The organism is Candidatus Binatia bacterium, assembly GCA_026415395.1.
Classification (GTDB): Bacteria; Desulfobacterota; Binatia; order HRBIN30; family HRBIN30; genus HRBIN30.
Genome location: JAOAHD010000007.1, coordinates 901418 through 916945, shown reverse-complemented (window position 1 = coordinate 916945; position 15528 = coordinate 901418). Strand labels below are relative to the sequence as shown.

Below are 15528 nucleotides of genomic sequence, written 5' to 3'. Positions count from 1 at the left end.
GCCACGTCATGGACACCCCCGTGCTAAGCGGATGACCGCTTTGGTCACGTCGCCTACCGTGACCTCACCATCACCATCTGCATCCGCGTTCGGGCACGCACTCAACGGCAGGCGCGAAGCCATAATTTGCACCACCGTGGTGATCTCGTTGCCCATGACCTGACCATTGCCATCGCAGTCACCGGCACAACTCATTGTCGGTGTCGGCTCAGTGACCGTGGGAGCTTCCAGAGTAATCCCACCCGAAACAACAACAACACGATAGGTATCGGCTCGTTGGTCACCCACATTCGTACGGTCTGCACCAAATACTGCTTCGCCTGCGCCTCCCTGCACCCGGGAGAACGTACAGTGGAACACCGGGCCATCGGCAAAAGTCTGAATCGGGAACGCGAGATCGCCCGCGAACAGGCGCAATCGCTTGCGCCCCTCCGGTGCTGGCGGGTTTTGCGGCTGTGTGGCCAGCAACACGTGAGAGCCGCGAATGCGATCGTCCAAGCGACACGCGCGCCCTGGGTCCGCAATCCCCAACAGGGCGGGATCGTACAGCAAATCCAACTGCACGGTCGCTAGCTCGCCCTCGCCGCCGCTAGCCTCCACGCTGACATCCACCCGATCCTCGCCTGCGGCACGCGCGGTGATCATCAGCGTCACCGTTTGCCCGCGGTCGTGCGCAAAGGTGAGGGGCCTACCCTCCTGCACGCAACCTCGTGCCAAGTTCAACACGATCTGCGTAATCTCGTTACCCATCACCTGCCCATCTCCGTTGAGATCGGCGGCTGCACATTGCGAGAGCGGCAGCACATCGCCAAGGATGTACACAGCGTTCGATACCTCGTTCCCGAACACGAAACCATCGCGATTACAATCCCCGCCACACTCGCAAAGGCCATCGACACAGGCTTCGCGGTCAAAGCAATTCAGTCGGTCAATCGTCGGGTCGTTATCGTCACACTCGCGTTTCTTCTTGCACGTACCGCCACGGCAATGATGGTCCGGAGGGCAGTCAGCATCCGTCTCGCAGGGGCGGAAAGTGGGTGTTGGCGTGCGCGTATTCGTCGGGGTGCGCGTTTGCGTCGGCGTCGGGGTTCGCGTCACAGTTGGTGTGCGCGTCGGGGTCACGCAGAATCCCTCCACGCAAACCAGCCCCTCAGGGCAAAGCCCGTCGGGGCACGCGCCCGGGCCGAAAAACGGATTCTGAGCGACGTACGCCTGCCCTGTCGAGGCACCGCCCGGCACGAGATTGGTGGCAAACGAGACGAAGGCCACACGCGTGCCAGGCCCCGAAATCGCCGGCGCCGCATCGGGAACGCCGCCATTAGCCAGCTCGCCACGGTCGTTCACATCCACAATCAGCGTGCGCCCAATTTGGCGATCGCGCACGAACATATCCGACACGTGGTTCGAATCGTTAAAGATCAAGTTCGTTGCGGACGAACCGAAGGCCACGAACCGACCATCCGCCGAGATCGTCGGCGGGAAAGAGAAGTCGTCTGCGTTGCCCCCACGTACATTCACACTCACCCGCTCTGTCGTGCGGCTCTGCCGATCGAATACAAACACATCCACGACACCATTCCGATCATCCGGCACGAGGTTGTTCGCGAGCGACTTAAATGCGACGAACCGACCGTCCGCACTAATGGCCGGCAAGATGCTGTCGCCGTTTCCTTGAGTGCCGTCGGAGGCAATGCTCACAAGCTCGACGCTGCCGCGAGTCCGGTCGCACACAAAAATATCGAGCCGCCCATTGGTGTCGCCGTTGACCAAATTCGTGGCCGCCGAGGAGAACGCCACCACCGAGCCATCCTCGCTAATCGCCGGGTTGGAGCTCGGCCCGTTCGGCTGGACGTTGCACAGTCGCTCCGTGGTGCCGTTCACCAGGTCGCGCACGAAAATATCGGTGACGCGATTTGTATCGGCGGGGATCAAGTTTGTTGCTTCCGACTGAAAGGCCACCCAACGGCCATCGGCACTGATCGCTGCGTAGGTGCTGTGCCCGTTCGCCTGAGACCCGTCACTCGCCACACTCACCCGCTCCGTCGTTCCCGCATCTCTGCGGCGCACAAACACGTCTGCGCGAGCATTGGTGTCTCCCGGCACAAGGTTGGTCGCCGCTGAATAAAAGACCACGAGGCTACCATCGCCGCTCAGGGACACGTTGCCACCTTGTGCATGACTGGGCCCGTTCGCTTGGGCCCCAGTGGAACTTACGCTCACCCGCTCCGTCGCACCCGTCACAAGATCGCGCACGAACACGTCTCGCGTCTGGTTCGTATCAAGGACGACCAAGTTGGAGGCATCCGAATAAAAGCCGACCACCCGCCCCTCACGGTCCATCCCCACCCCGCCAGCGGTACCGTTGGACGCTTGGCCGGCGGGATTGACACTCACCAGCCGCAACCGCTCCCCTAGCTGCGCACTTCCCCGAGCTGCCACCACCGCCAACACGGCTACCGCGAAGGCACGCCATAAACGCAAGGATCGGCAAATGCACCCGACCCGGAAGCATCGATCGTGGACCGCCATGTCTTCCTCCTTACAATTCACCACACCCCGTGCATTACCCCCTTTGCGGTTCGAACCACTGGTCAAGAACCACTGCGTACAATCCTGTTGACGTACCCAACCTGCTAGCCGATGCCTACACGAAGGCCAGCACGAGCAACCTGCCATTCAAAAAAGACGAAGTCAATCGGAGTTTTGGTCTTGAACCCGCTAAATCAACAAGCACACAAGCGGCTTCGCTAGCTCTTCTCAGGTTCCCAGCCTCAAGGCGTCGAACGGCGAGGAGTGACTCGGGAAAATAAACAAGCAACGCGGCCGAGGAATTGACAGTAGGTGGACCAACTACCCGGCTGGCCGCGTGGGGTCGGGCGCAGAGAGGGTTCGGAGCTTGCTCTCTAGCTTACCATCCCCCCTAGGTAAAACCAGCACACTCGTGATACACGTTGGTAGCGGATTGTTTGCTTGGGAGGGCAATCATGCGCGCGAGCCAAGAAATTGTCGTCGCCTTTTGTGAAGCGTGGCGGGAGCGGAACATCGATCGTCTGCTGGAGTTCTTCCACCCAGACGCGGTCTACCACAACATGCCGCTGCCACCCTTACAGGGCTTAGATGCAATCCGAGCCACCCTCGAGACTTTTGTCGGCCCCGCGGAGTCCATCGAATTCGAGATTCTGCACCTCGCCAGCAAGGACAATGTCGTCTTCACCGAGCGGATCGACCGCTTTCGCTTCCTCGGCAAAGACGTGGAGTTGCCGGTTGCCGGGGTCTTCGAAATCGAAAACGGGAAGATCCGGGCGTGGCGGGACTACTTCGATATGCAAACGTGGCTCCGACAAACCGCGCCGGACTCCACCGGAAACCAATGAGGGGAGTGGCCGCCAAGCGGCCGTGCACATACCACGCCTTGCCGCCACGGCTGAACCTCGCGGCCTCGGAGCGAATCTACCCCTCGCCTAAAACTTCGCCTTGCGCGGGCTGGCTCAATCGCAGCGGGCGCTCCTGGAATGACCGGTGCCGAATTACCGACCTCGGATCGATGGCGTGCAAGCTAGCTGACGGTCACCACTTAGCATACTGCCACTCGGCATATCCGAGTTGGCGCTCCAGGTGCAGCGTGTCGCCATTTGCCCGCATTAACTCCCCGCTGTACCGGCCGATCAGTTGGCAAAAGTTCAGGCCGAGTATCCCCAAACGCATGCGCTCGCGATGGCATGCCTCGGGTTGGAACGACAGTTGGCAACGGCCATCGTTGGATGTCATTCGCCAAGGTCGCATGAAATTGGTGCGCTCGAAGTCGAAGTGCACCAACCACAGGTCCTCCCGCTGGCCGTCGACCCAGAAACAGTTCTCGGTAAAGCTCGTTTCGTTCACGCCGCACGAGATGTTGAGTCCAATCGCCTCCCCCGTGTTGGCACGTCCAGCCAAACACCCCCATAGCCAATGCGTTTCCCGGCGCATGTAGCCGGCGCTCCAATCGCGATGACCGAGCGTGCCCACACTAGCCAGGTCGACGCGACCATTTTTGGTCTCCAAGGTGCCGCGTACTTGCTGACCCGCAGTCTTGCGCGCGAACACCCAGCCGGCCGCGCCCGAACGCGTGCAAATGCGCATCGGCTTAGTGGGCGGGCTCTCTTCGTCCCACTCGGCCTCGATAACCAGGCGGCCGGGCAGGTCCGCGATCAGTTGCCGGCTTCGCGGAAGCCGACCCGCAGAGAAACGAATTCTGGCCCCGCCGCTCGCAAACTCCGCAAGGCCGTCCTCGGGGCGTTGGTCCATGGTCACACCCAGGGCCAGCGGACGCACGAAACTGAATTCGTCGAGGAGCTTTTGTCTCGGCCAATATACATACAAGAATGCCGAAGCAGCGTAACGCACATTCACTAGGGCGCAGCCAAAGACGACCTGTTCGCTGACCCCGCCGAGGAATTCGAATTGCTTAAAGCCAAAGTAACGGCGCCACCGTCCAGCGGGGCGATCGTACTCATCGATCAACCGGCAGCGGCGATAGTCGATTTCCTCCACCGGCTCTTCAAAGCGGCCGTAACGAACCCCACCGCGGTCATCACAGAGAAAGCGCATTTAACGGATCCGCGGCCACACTTCGCGTTCGAACAAGCGTAGGCTCTCCCAGGCTAACTCCGGCGCAATCCCTCCCATCAGCGGGTGCAACACCAGCCGCCCTTGCTCCCGTGCAAGCGCCACGCACTCTTCCGGGGTGAGCACCTGGTAAACCCCGGAGCGACGAACATCTTCGAGCGTACTCCCGTGCACATGCACCTGCGAGCGCTGATCCGGCGTTTGCCACGCAGCGTAGGTTGTGGCGTCGTACAACGCGTGCGGTCCGATGCGCTCCCAATCCCGCTCTGGATCCTGCGAAACATGTACGAACCCCGGCCCTCCTGGCATCATCACGAAACCTTGGTCGAAACCCACGCGCACACATTCCTCTTGGTAGATCGTCGCCAGTTGGGGATCCGCGATGGCGGGGAGAAACGCCGTCCGCAGCCGCGCCGCCCGGCGCGCCGCTGCAGGCGTGGAGCCACCCAAGAAGATCGTAATGGGATTGGCGGGCTTAGGTGTCACGCGCACCGTGCGGCCGCGGAACTCGAAGGGTTCACCCGTCCACGCTTGACGCAACACCTGGATCCCTTCTTCCAGCAGCTTGCCCCGCTGGGCGCGATCCACTCCAGCCATGGCGAACTCCTCCGGCCGGTAACCAAGGCCAGCAACCACGCTGACTCGTCCGCTGCTTACGAGATCCAACACGGCCAACTCTTCAGCCAAGCGAATCGGATCATGCAGCGGCACCAACAGTGCGGCAACATTGATCGGCAACCGTTTCGTCGCGCCCGCGATGGCTGCTGCTAATGTGAGCGGCGCTGGCAAGAAGCCATCTTCCACTCCGTGGTGCTCGGACAATACGCACATGTCGAGCCCCAATTCATCCGCCCAACGGCACATCTCCAGACAAGCCGCGTATTGCCGGGCGTGATCCGTGGTCGCAAAGGGCGGCACCCGCAAGTCAAAGCGCATGACGACGATCGCCATAGTTGCCTCCCGTTCCCTCAGTCCGCCGCGAACGCGGCGTTTGTTCCACCGCTGTTAACGATCGAGCAGTTCCAGTTTCTCCTGAGCCGCAAACTCGCGCCGTAAGCCCTCGTAGTCGTCGCGAGTAAATGGCCGGAACGTCGTATCGCCCCGGCGGCGCCAGTAAATGCGCGCATCAGGAATGCGATTGAGATCGAAGTGAACCTTCTTGTAGTTTCGCACCAACACCTTCTGCGTCTGCGTGTATTCAAAATCGTCGACAATCCGGACAAAGTCCGGGAACCATTTCCGATCCATGCTGCCGTGCGTGACCTGTTTCTCGCACCAATTGAAGAAACCCTGCGGATCGAATTCCGCTCCATCGCGCAGCTTGATTGCCGCCATCACCAACTCGTCGGAAATTGGGCAAGGTACGCCATAGGCGACAGCAAGTTGGATGTCCGGGTGCTCGCTCAGCAAGCGGCCTACTTGCGCGGCCGAGAAATTTTCCCCGTCTTTGCGAATCCAGTCATCCGTCCTGCCATCGAAGTACAAGTACCGCCGCCCATTGACGATCAGTATGTGGCCCAAGTCGCCGGAGTGGTACACCCCGTCGCGGTACTTTTCCTGGTTGGCCTGCGGATTGTCGTAGTAACCTTGGAACAGCGCAGTATCCGGCGCCACGCGGCAAATTTCTCCCACAGCTCGGTCGTAGTTGAGGAGCTTCCCGTCGGGGCCCAATTGCGCTGGCTCGCACTCGCTACCGTCTGGCGCCAAGATCTTCACGGCCGGATCGGTAATCTCACCTACGCACCCACGTGGATCCCCTTTTCGCCGGAACGTACTAATGGCCGCCTCGGTGGAGCCGTAAAGCTCGAACATGTCTTCGAGCCCGAGCCACTTCATGAACTTATCGATGTCTGGCGGGGCCGCTCCGTTGCCCACAGCATAGCGCAATTTGTTCCGAGGATTGTTGGTCACTTCCCGCGCAATCACCTCTTCGTCGCCGCCATAGCGCTTCTCGATTGCCGCCAGCACATAATGCACGGGCTCACCGACGTAATTCCAGAACGTGGAGCCATACGTAAAGATATCATCGAGAAACTGGCTCGCGCTAAAACGCTCGCGCAACCCCATGCTGCCCCCTACCCAAAACGCCGGCATAAAGCCGACGAACATCGAGTTCGAGTGGAACAAGGGCATGCAACCGTACCCGACATCCTCATACGTCAGGCCGAGGTTCGAAGAGACGCCGAAGCCGACCGCACAAAGCTTCATATGGTTGTTCAAGATCCCCTTCGGCAAGCCAGTGGTTCCGGAAGTGTAAATCACCATCAGGTTCGTGTCCGGCGAGACGGCGACATCCGGCGGATCCAATTCACGCTCGCTCGGCCCCACCTCGCGGTCGAGACACGCCACATAGTCCCGGGTGGCAGGCACCTCGCCGCCTTGCGTGCGCAACACCAAGATATTTTCAGACCCAAGATAGCGAAGCTGGTTTTGAATTCGTTCGACTTCCGGAAGAAACTTCTCGTCTACAACCAGCACACGAGCCCGCGCATGATTCAACACTCCAGCCAACACCTCGCCGCGCAGCCCAGTGTTCACACCGAACAACAGCAGGCCACCATAAGCGCACCCGCCGTACAGTGAGAGCAGCTCGAGGTGATTTTCGAGCAACATGGCAACGTGGCCGGGATGGTCACTGTCAATTTTACCGAGCCGCTGAAGCAAAAAATGCGCAGTGCGCACGCTTTCGTTGCGAAACTGCCGATACGTCCAACGCCGATCTCGGTGCATCAGCAATACTTTGTCCCGTGTTACCGGATGACGAGCACGGGCTTCGATGTGAGCGCTTACAGTGAATGTGGGTGCATCGAACATCAATGGTTCAGCCATTCGTCGGTGTGCCTCCCGGAGCAAGTTTTGAATTGCTGCTTTTAGTGGCGAGGCTGCTGTTCAGTCAATGCACCGCTGCCAACCACGGGCCCAAAGGCTCGCTGCGGGCCTGCCCCGCGCAGCCCTCGGCCATATCTCAAGTCCTGCGTGCAGAATGGAGCGCAGGCGCAAGGTCCCGCGGAGAAGAGGCCGTAAGCACTCAAGCGAGCGCTTCGAGGTGCCGCCGCAAATTCTCCGCGCGCTGGCGCAGCGCTGTTGCTTTCTCGCGCTCCTTCTCGACGATTTCGCGCGGTGCCCGGGCAACGAAATCCTCCCGAGCTAACTTACTTTCGACGAGCTCTAAATCTTTTCTCAATTTCCCGAGTTCCCGTTCCAAGCGCTGCCGCACCTCGGCGGTATCCACAAGGCCGCGCACCGGGAGAAATAGCTCGCCGAGCCCATCGACCATGACCGAAGGTTCCCCCACTGGGTGCTCACCCTTCTCCATGCGTTCGATGCGTTCTGCCCGTGCCAGCACTTTGAGATACGCACGCAACAGGGCTTCCATCTCGGGCGACACGCTTGCAGGAAGGCGTACCGTCAGGGCTTGCCCGGGAGGTAGACCCAGGTCCGCACGCAAATTTCGCACGCCGCGTACCGCCGCAAGGATTTGCGCAACGCACTCCTCGGCGGCAGAATCTCGCCAAGCCTGATCCGCCCGCGGGAATGGCGCCACCATGATACTGGCCGCTGGTCGCTCGACCGGCAAATGCTGCCAGACCTCCTCTGTGACAAACGGCATGATCGGGTGCAGGAGCCGCAACGCCTGATCCAACACCGCCACCAATACCGAGCACGTACGCCGAGCTTCTGCGGAGCCAGTGTTGGAAAGCGGCAGCTTGGCCATTTCGATGTACCAATCGCAGTACTCGTGCCAGAGAAACTGGTAGATTCCTAATGCGGCATCGTTGAAGCGGAACTGATCGAGAGCGCTCCGCGTGTTTTCGATCACTTGTTGCAGGCGGGAGAGAATCCAACGGTCTGCAACCGCAAATTCCTGCGAGCGGTAGGCCGCAAGCGGAGCCACCTGCTCCCCCGGCTTCACCTGTCGCAACACGAAGCGCGCGGCGTTCCAGATCTTATTGGCGAAGTGCCGCCCGAGGTCGGTTTTCTCCTTTGCATAGCGGACATCCTCACCGGGAGGCGCCAGAGCCACGATCGTGTAGCGCAGCGCATCGGCACCGAACTCCTGAATCACCTCCAAGGGGTCTGGGGAATTGCCCAGCGACTTCGACATCTTACGGCCCTGCAGGTCGCGCACGATGCTGTTGAAGTACACCGTGCGGAAGGGCACCTCCCCCATGAACTCGCACCCTGCCATGACCATCCGGGCCACCCAGAAAAAGATGATGTCTGCTCCCGTCACGAGAACATCCGTGGGATAGAAGCGCTCCAGAGTCCGCGTGCGCTCCGGCCAACCCATGGTCGAAAACGGCCACAGCCAAGAACTAAACCAAGTGTCGAGCACGTCGGGATCTTGTACGATCTCCGTCGAGCGACAGTGAGCGCAGGCAGTCGGGTCCGTGCGGGCGACCGTCTCCTTGCCGCATTGGGCGCAATACCAAACCGGGATTCGGTGCCCCCACCAAAGCTGGCGGCTGATGCACCAATCACGGATGTTTTCCAACCAATGGAGGTACACTCCAACCCAACGTTCCGGAATGAGCCTCAGCTTGCCCGACCGCACCGCTTCGATCGCCGGCCCCGCCAAGGGTTTCATGCGCACGAACCATTGAGTCGATAGATATGGCTCGATCACCGTCTGGCAGCGCTCGCAGCGCCGCACCGGCACACGGTACGGCTCCTCCTTCACCAGCAAGCCGCGCTCGCTGAGGTCGGCCACGATTTTCCGCCGCGCCGCGAAGCGCTCCAAGCCTCGGTAGGGGCCTCCGTTCTCGTTGATCTTGCCCTCGGTATCCATCACCACCAACGGCGGCAAATTCTGGCGCTGCGCAATCTCGAAATCGGCGGCATCGTGCGCCGGGGTTACCTTCACTGCACCGGTGCCGAAGCTCGGATCCACCGCCGGATCGGCAATCACGGGAATGGGCCGCTCCAGCAATGGCAGCACCACCCGCTTTCCGATGAGGTGCCGGTAACGGACATCGTCAGGGTGAACGGCAACCGCCACGTCGCCGAGCATGGTCTCCGGACGCGTCGTGGCCACCACCACACCCTCCCCGCCATCTTCGGCTGGGTAGCGGATGTGCCACAGCGAGCCAGCTTCGCCACCCTCTACGGTAATCGCCTCTTCGTCAGACAGCGCGGTGTGGCAACGAACGCACCAGTGGATGATTCGCTGGCCGCGGTAAATGAGCCCTTTTTCGTACAAGCGCACGAACACCTCGCGCACGGCAGCAGAGAGCCCAGGGTCCATGGTGAACCGCTCTCGCCGCCAGTCGCACGAAGCGCCGAGCTTGCGGAGCTGAAGCAAAATGGTGCGGCCATATTTTTCCTTCCACTCCCAAACGCGCTGTAAAAATGCCTCGCGGCCGAGGCGATGCCGATCCAACCCCTCCTTCGCGAGTTGCTTTTCAACCGCGTTCTGTGTGGCAATTCCGGCATGGTCCGTTCCCGGAAGCCACAGGGTCACGAAGCCATCCATGCGCTTGTAGCGCACCAAAATGTCTTGCAAGGTGTTGTTCAGGACGTGCCCCATCGTGAGCACACCGGTGACGTTCGGCGGTGGGATTACGATGCTAAAACGCGGGCCCGGCTGGTCTTCCTCAGCCCAAAAGTATCCCTGTTGTTCCCAGAAGGCGTACCACTTGTCCTCGACTTGCGAGGGGTCATAGGTTTTCGGGAGCTCCTTCATACGCAACACAGCGCCAGGCAGCCCGCCTCGGGGGCCGACCCGCAACGAGTCCAAGTCGGTAACGCAAAGGCCTTATCGGCGCAACGTGTTCGGCCGTCCGAACACGTGTAGATTTCTCGCTTCGGCCACTGCCGATTGCGGCCGCTTTACTCCACGAGTTCGAAGCGGTACTCGATGACCCCGCTGGTCGTGCGGCCCGACGCGTCTGCGGGTAAGCGAAATCGGCTGTTCTTTGCCGCAGCCAGTGCCTCCCGATCAAGAACCTCATGCCCGGACGACTGTTCCACCCGCGCTGTGCGCACCGTTCCGTCTCCCGCTAGCTCCAGCCACACGCGCACCACTCCACTCCAATTGCGCTGCCGCGCCATCACGGGGTACACAGGCGGCGGACAACGCAGGCAGTACGCACGGGCATCGCCCACTCCGGTCCCAGCGACTCCGCCTCGCCCCCCCATTCCCCCGGCTGCACCACTGCCGCCGTTTCCTTCCCCCTTGCCTCCCGCAGCATTCGCGCCAGCACCGCCCGACCCTTCGCTCGCCCCCAAGTGGGAACCCAGGTCGTCCTCGGCTTTGTTCGGGACCACCGAACGGGTTGCGCTCCGCTCCGTGTTTGCCTCGGCTACCTTCGCCCTTTGGTTGCGCGCTGGCGCCGGCCTTCGAACCTTCGGTTGGTGATTTCGCTGAGGCGCCGGATCTGCAGGCGGTTGTTCACCCGCGTCGGGCGACGACCGCATTGCTCCCATACCAGCTTCTTCTCGATGTTCCGCAGCGGGCCCTCCGGGGGGCGCGCCTCCACCGGAACGCAGCCCGACAATGGTCACCCGCAATGGTGGCTCGCCCACCAACGGCAACACCTGCACAGGTATGTGCGACAAGGCCCACACCAGTATTGCGTGCGAGACCATCGCGGCCGCAAGCCACGGCCCGTAATCCAGCCACCGGTGCCGCGGAAACCCGAACAACTCAGGCGGCCCCTTGCACGCAAGATTCATAGTGAGCTCAAGCTGCCTAACGACCCCGTTGCGCGCCGGTCAAGGGCAGCAATCGGTATTCGAATTCATGTAAATGGCTGCGTCATGACAACGAGAATTCCCCAAAGGCGGCGCAGCTCTGCGACCTCCTCTCCCCCCACTCGCCCGAAGCTTTACCCACTCCTTGCACTGCTACCCTTCCTCATCGGCGCCCCTGCGTGCGGGCGCGAGGGGCGCCTTACGGCTTCTGGCGCGGAGTTCCCGCCCGCTCCGATTGCGCTCGGCCGCTGGTCCATCCGCTGGGCCGGCTCAACTTGGAACGACGCGGCGCTCACCATCACGCAGCCCAGCCGCAATCAAACTCTCTGGCACACCTTGCCTGGTCGCCCATTTGTAACCGCCGCCAAGGCAACGGGACGCGTACGCGAGCAGCGCAGTTTGTTCACCCTCGATCAGGCGGTACACGAGTTATGCCTAGACCAGGCGATTCAAGCTATCCGAGCCACTGCGCAAGAGTATCAAATCCTTGGGGTGCTACACTGCCCGGGCAATTCCGTCGGCTACTCCTTCACGTTGACCGTGCGCGACGACAACGTCCTCGCCATTGAGGCGCGCATCCAAAATCCCGCTTACAACCGCGTGCGCTTGTCCTTCGCCTCCGAACCCGACGAGCGGATCTTTGGGTTTGGCGAACAATTCACCTACTTCGACTTCAAGGGCCACCGCGTTCCGATCGTTGTCAGCGAGCAAGGGATCGGCCGCGGAGCGCAACCCGTAACGGCGGTGCTCGACCTCATCGCCGGCGCCGGGGGGAGCTGGCACACTACCTATGCACCTGTTCCGCATTACATCACCTCGAAACTCCGCTCTCTCGCACTGAACAATACCGAGTATGCCACCTTCGACTTGCGCAACCCCGAGCGAGTCGATGTGGAAGTTTGGTCCAGCAGTCTCCGCGGGCACCTCTACGCGGGCGCCACACCTCTAGAACTTATCGCTGCGCACACTTCGGTTGCCGGTCGGATGCGCGCGCTCCCCTCCTGGGTACTCAAAGGGGCCATCGTCGGCATGCAAGGCGGAACCACAGCCGTGCGCCAGGTGTGGGAACAGCTCAAAGAGCGCCATACACCCGTGGCTGCATTTTGGTTACAGGACTGGGTGGGCCAGCGCACCACTGCTTTCGGAAAGCAGCTTTGGTGGAACTGGGAACTCGATCGCGACCGTTATCCGGAGTGGGAGGCGCTCGTTGCCGACCTCAGCGGAGACGGCATCCGTATGCTCACCTACCTGAACCCCTTCCTCGTCGATGTGGCAGAGAAGCCCAACCACCGGCAGAACTTGTTTCGCGAAGCTGCCCACGCCGGTTTCCTCGTTCGCCAGCGCGATGGCCAGCCGTACCTGATCAAGAACACTACGTTTTCTGCCGGACTTTTAGATTGGACCCAGCCCGCGGCCCGCGAGTGGTTCATCGACGTCGTTCAACAGAATCTCGTCGCCATCGGCATTTCTGGTTGGATGGCCGACTTTGGCGAGGGACTCCCCTTCGATGCCCAGCTCGCAAACGGTGATGCATCCGCCCTGCACAATCAGTACCCGGTGCTTTGGGCGGAGGTGAACCTCGATGCTCTCGACCGCAGCGCTCTCGGCAACGAAGGCCTGTTTTTCATGCGCTCAGGTTTTACCCAAAGCCCGCGCTTCGCCACCCTGTTTTGGCTCGGAGATCAAATGGTAACGTGGGATTCCCACGACGGCATCAAGAGTGCCGTCACGGGTCTACTTTCCTCTGGTCTTTCCGGCTTCGCCTTCAATCACGGGGACATCGGGGGGTACACAACCATCGACCGCCCACTGCTCCGCTACCGCCGCAGCCGCGAGTTACTCTTGCGCTGGCTGGAACTCGCCGCCTTTCAAGTGGTGTTCCGTACGCACGAGGGCAATTTGCCGGAGGCCAACCATCAGTTTTACTCCGACCCCAACACGCTAGATTGGTTCGCTTACTTTGCTCGCCTGTTTGCAAGCTGGCAGCAATATCGAGAACGCCTCGTTCGCGAGGCAGCGGAACGCGGGTCACCCGTAGTTCGTCACCTGTTCCTGCACTATCCCGAAGACCCGCGCGTGAGGAAGATCACCTTCCAGGAATTTCTCGTGGGGCCAGACTTGCTCGTTGCTCCCGTTCTCGATCCTGGCCAAGAGGAAGTTCCCGTCTACCTACCCGCGGGTTCGTGGATCCACCTTTGGTCGGGCGTCACACATGTGGGTCCGAAAGATCTCGTCGTTCCCGCTCCCATCGGTCAACCCGCGGTGTTCTTCCGCGAGGGTTCGCCCGTGGGCACGGAGTTGCAAGCCTTCGTGCGGAACGACCGTGCGCCCCACACCTCCGGGCCACGGTGAGGGACGGTACTCGCGCCCCAACGCGCGTGGGTCTACTCAACGTTCCTGCGGTTACCCGCGCTGCCCAAGCCGGAAAGGGAACGAACGGCACCTACCCGTCGAATCATCGTCTGCAGCGCGCCGTTGCACCCGCCGCGTGGGCCGCGCCTGAAGACCTGCGGCCGGGCACCACCCTGCTTAGGAGCGGCGCCTGCGATAGCCCCGGATGCCCGCGGAAGTCTCGCCGCCTAGACAGTAAATATGTGAATCGTGCAGGCAGAGCCTAGGCCGATCACATGCGCCAGGCCGACCTTTGCTCCCTCCACCTGTCGTTCTCCGGCCTCACCACGCAGGTGCGTGACAATCTCGTAAATGTTTGCCACTCCGGTTGCACCGAGGGGGTGCCCCTTGGACAAGAGCCCGCCGCTCACGTTCACTGGCAAGCGACCACCCCATTCGAACCAACCTTCGTCGACCGCACGCCCTGCTTCTCCTTCGGCACACAATCCCAAGTTCTCGTAATGGAGGAGTTCCGCCGTAGCGAAGCAATCGTGCAGCTCGACCAAGTCCAAATCCTTCGGGCCAATGCCGGACTTCTCATACGCCTGGCGTGCCGCGTTGCGGGTTAGAGTGTTCACGTCGGGCAAGGTCAGATCGCGCTCCGTCCACGGATCGGAGGTGAGCACCGAGCACGCCACCTTCACCGCCTTGCGATTCGACTTCTTTTTGATGTCCTCCGACACCAACACCGCCGCTGCCGCACCATCACCCGTGGGGCAACACATGTATAGGGTGTTCGGGTAAGCCACCATTCGAGCGTTGAGCACGTCCTCCAAGCTCACCTCGACCTGATACTGCGACAGCGGGTTCTTCACAGAGTGCCTGTGGTTCTTCACCGAGATCTTGGCGAAATGTTCCACTTTGGTGCCGTACTGACGCATGTGCTCCACACCCGCCTGGCCGAACACCGCGGGCATCAGACCACTACCGAGAATGCCCTCGACCGACTCGCGCCGCTCTCCCGCACCCAACAGCCCGGCCTTTCCCATTTGTTCCGAGCCCACTGCAAGCGCGATGTCGTACTCTCCACTTCGTACGGCCAAATACGCTTCACGAAATGCCGTGGAGCCGGTAGCGCAGGCATTCGAGACGTTAATGACCGGAATTCCGGTTTGGCCAATTTGCTGCAGGATGCGCTGGCCCACCATAGCATGCGCTTGAAACAAATTCCCCGAGGCCAGCAGTTGCACGTCGTCGATCGTGAGATCGGCGTCGCGCAAGGCGAGCAGAGCCGCTTCGGCGGCAAGCTCCGCCACGTCGCGGTCGGGATAACGCCCAAACTTGATCATTCCTACACCGAGCACATACACGTCACGCATCGTCGTTCTGTTCTCCTCTTCGTGCCTCTCTGAACCTTCTAACCATTGGTTGCGGGCCGGAAGAAGAAGGCGATGACATCGTTGCCCTCTTTGTCTTCCCGTACCTTCCGAGTGATCATCTCCACAGGCATGCCAAACTGGAGCTTGGCCGGATCCGGCTCCACGTCAACCAACGTGCAACGCACAGAGATACCTTCTGGCAAGTCGACAATCGCCGCAACATAAGGCACCGGGATGCCAGGCATCGACTGGTGCACGATCGAATACGTCCACAACGTTCCCCGGTTACTCACCCGCACTTCGCTGAACCCCGCGGCTTGCCGGCAGCGGGCGCAAGCGACGCGGTTGCCCCAATACAGCGCACCACAATTGTTGCACTTGCGAGCCACCAAATAGGGCTGTTCCTCGCCTTCCCCCAAACGCAAGAACGGCACAATTGGCCGCCGCCGAGGGCGAGCTGTGGTTTCCTGAGCTGCGTTTGCCATTAGTTCGCGCATCCTCCATTTAAGATGTTGCTCTC

The 15528-nt window shown here is 61.1% G+C and carries 9 protein-coding genes and 1 pseudogene; 2 read left to right on the top strand and 8 right to left on the bottom strand.

Features of this window, described 5'->3' with window-relative positions:
- Window positions 1–6: 6 nt before the first annotated feature.
- Complete coding sequence (locus N3C12_08460) at window positions 7–2529, bottom strand: hypothetical protein (protein MCX8072468.1); 2523 nt, start codon at window positions 2527–2529, stop codon at window positions 7–9.
- 455 nt (window positions 2530–2984) lie between these two features.
- Here N3C12_08460 and N3C12_08455 point away from each other — a divergent pair, with 455 nt between their 5' ends.
- Window positions 2985–3374 carry a nuclear transport factor 2 family protein gene (locus N3C12_08455; protein ID MCX8072467.1) on the top strand — a complete coding sequence of 130 codons (390 nt, stop codon included), beginning with the start codon at window positions 2985–2987 and terminating at the stop codon, window positions 3372–3374.
- 193 nt (window positions 3375–3567) lie between these two features.
- Here the strand turns inward: N3C12_08455 and N3C12_08450 are convergent, their stop codons facing one another.
- From N3C12_08450 to N3C12_08430, 5 genes are all read right to left on the bottom strand, one after another.
- Window positions 3568–4587: a DUF2804 domain-containing protein gene (locus tag N3C12_08450; GenBank protein MCX8072466.1), complete on the bottom strand. Its 1020-nt coding sequence runs from the start codon at window positions 4585–4587 to the stop codon at window positions 3568–3570.
- Complete coding sequence (locus N3C12_08445) at window positions 4588–5556, bottom strand: LLM class flavin-dependent oxidoreductase (protein MCX8072465.1); 969 nt, start codon at window positions 5554–5556, stop codon at window positions 4588–4590.
- A gap of 54 nt (window positions 5557–5610) precedes the next feature.
- Window positions 5611–7434 carry an AMP-binding protein gene (locus tag N3C12_08440; protein ID MCX8072464.1) on the bottom strand — a complete coding sequence of 608 codons (1824 nt, stop codon included), beginning with the start codon at window positions 7432–7434 and terminating at the stop codon, window positions 5611–5613.
- A gap of 199 nt (window positions 7435–7633) precedes the next feature.
- The gene (locus N3C12_08435; protein MCX8072463.1) at window positions 7634–10288 is read right to left on the bottom strand and encodes a valine--tRNA ligase; all 2655 of its coding nucleotides are present in this window, start codon (window positions 10286–10288) and stop codon (window positions 7634–7636) included.
- A 146-nt stretch (window positions 10289–10434) separates the two neighbouring features.
- Complete coding sequence (locus N3C12_08430) at window positions 10435–11280, bottom strand: energy transducer TonB (GenBank protein MCX8072462.1); 846 nt, start codon at window positions 11278–11280, stop codon at window positions 10435–10437.
- 84 nt (window positions 11281–11364) lie between these two features.
- On the opposite strand from N3C12_08430, the gene N3C12_08425 reads away from it, so the two are divergent.
- Complete coding sequence (locus tag N3C12_08425; protein ID MCX8072461.1) at window positions 11365–13650, top strand: alpha-glucosidase; 2286 nt, start codon at window positions 11365–11367, stop codon at window positions 13648–13650.
- A 227-nt stretch (window positions 13651–13877) separates the two neighbouring features.
- On the opposite strand, the pseudogene N3C12_08420 reads toward N3C12_08425, so the two are convergent.
- A pseudogene (locus N3C12_08420) lies at window positions 13878–15032 on the bottom strand (thiolase family protein).
- A 14-nt stretch (window positions 15033–15046) separates the two neighbouring features.
- Complete coding sequence (locus N3C12_08415) at window positions 15047–15493, bottom strand: Zn-ribbon domain-containing OB-fold protein (GenBank protein ID MCX8072460.1); 447 nt, start codon at window positions 15491–15493, stop codon at window positions 15047–15049.
- Window positions 15494–15528 lie beyond the last annotated feature (35 nt).